The organism is Cognatundibacterium curvum (genome assembly GCF_014284235.1).
Lineage (GTDB): Bacteria > Pseudomonadota > Gammaproteobacteria > Burkholderiales > Burkholderiaceae_D > Undibacterium > Undibacterium curvum.
This window is the reverse complement of the sequence record NZ_JACOGD010000054.1, coordinates 1-225: the sequence shown is the minus strand read 5'-3', so window position 1 is coordinate 225 and position 225 is coordinate 1. Positions and strand designations below refer to the sequence as shown.

The window sequence follows — 225 nt, the reverse complement described above, 5'->3', positions numbered from 1 at the left end:
CGATCACGAAGCCCACTTTGGCGATCCCGGCGCGCTGGGCGGTCAGGATGGTTTTACCGACAAATTCGTAGCGGACGTTCTGGTCGCCACGGATGTGCACTTCCGGTTGCGGTACTTTGACGGCTTCCACTTTGAGACGGTCGAACAGGTCTTCGGTGCCGCCTGGCAGGGGTTTCATCATGCCGTTCCAGTACACGTCGCCGTCTTTGTTGATCGAGACGGTGA

1 protein-coding gene is annotated in these 225 nt (G+C 58.7%); it reads right to left on the bottom strand.

Going from position 1 to position 225, the window contains the following annotated elements:
• Positions 1–214: ExbD/TolR family protein (locus H8K43_RS19360; protein ID WP_329604543.1), on the bottom strand; the 214-nt coding region annotated here is incomplete at its 3' end.
• Positions 215–225: the final 11 nt, after the last annotated feature.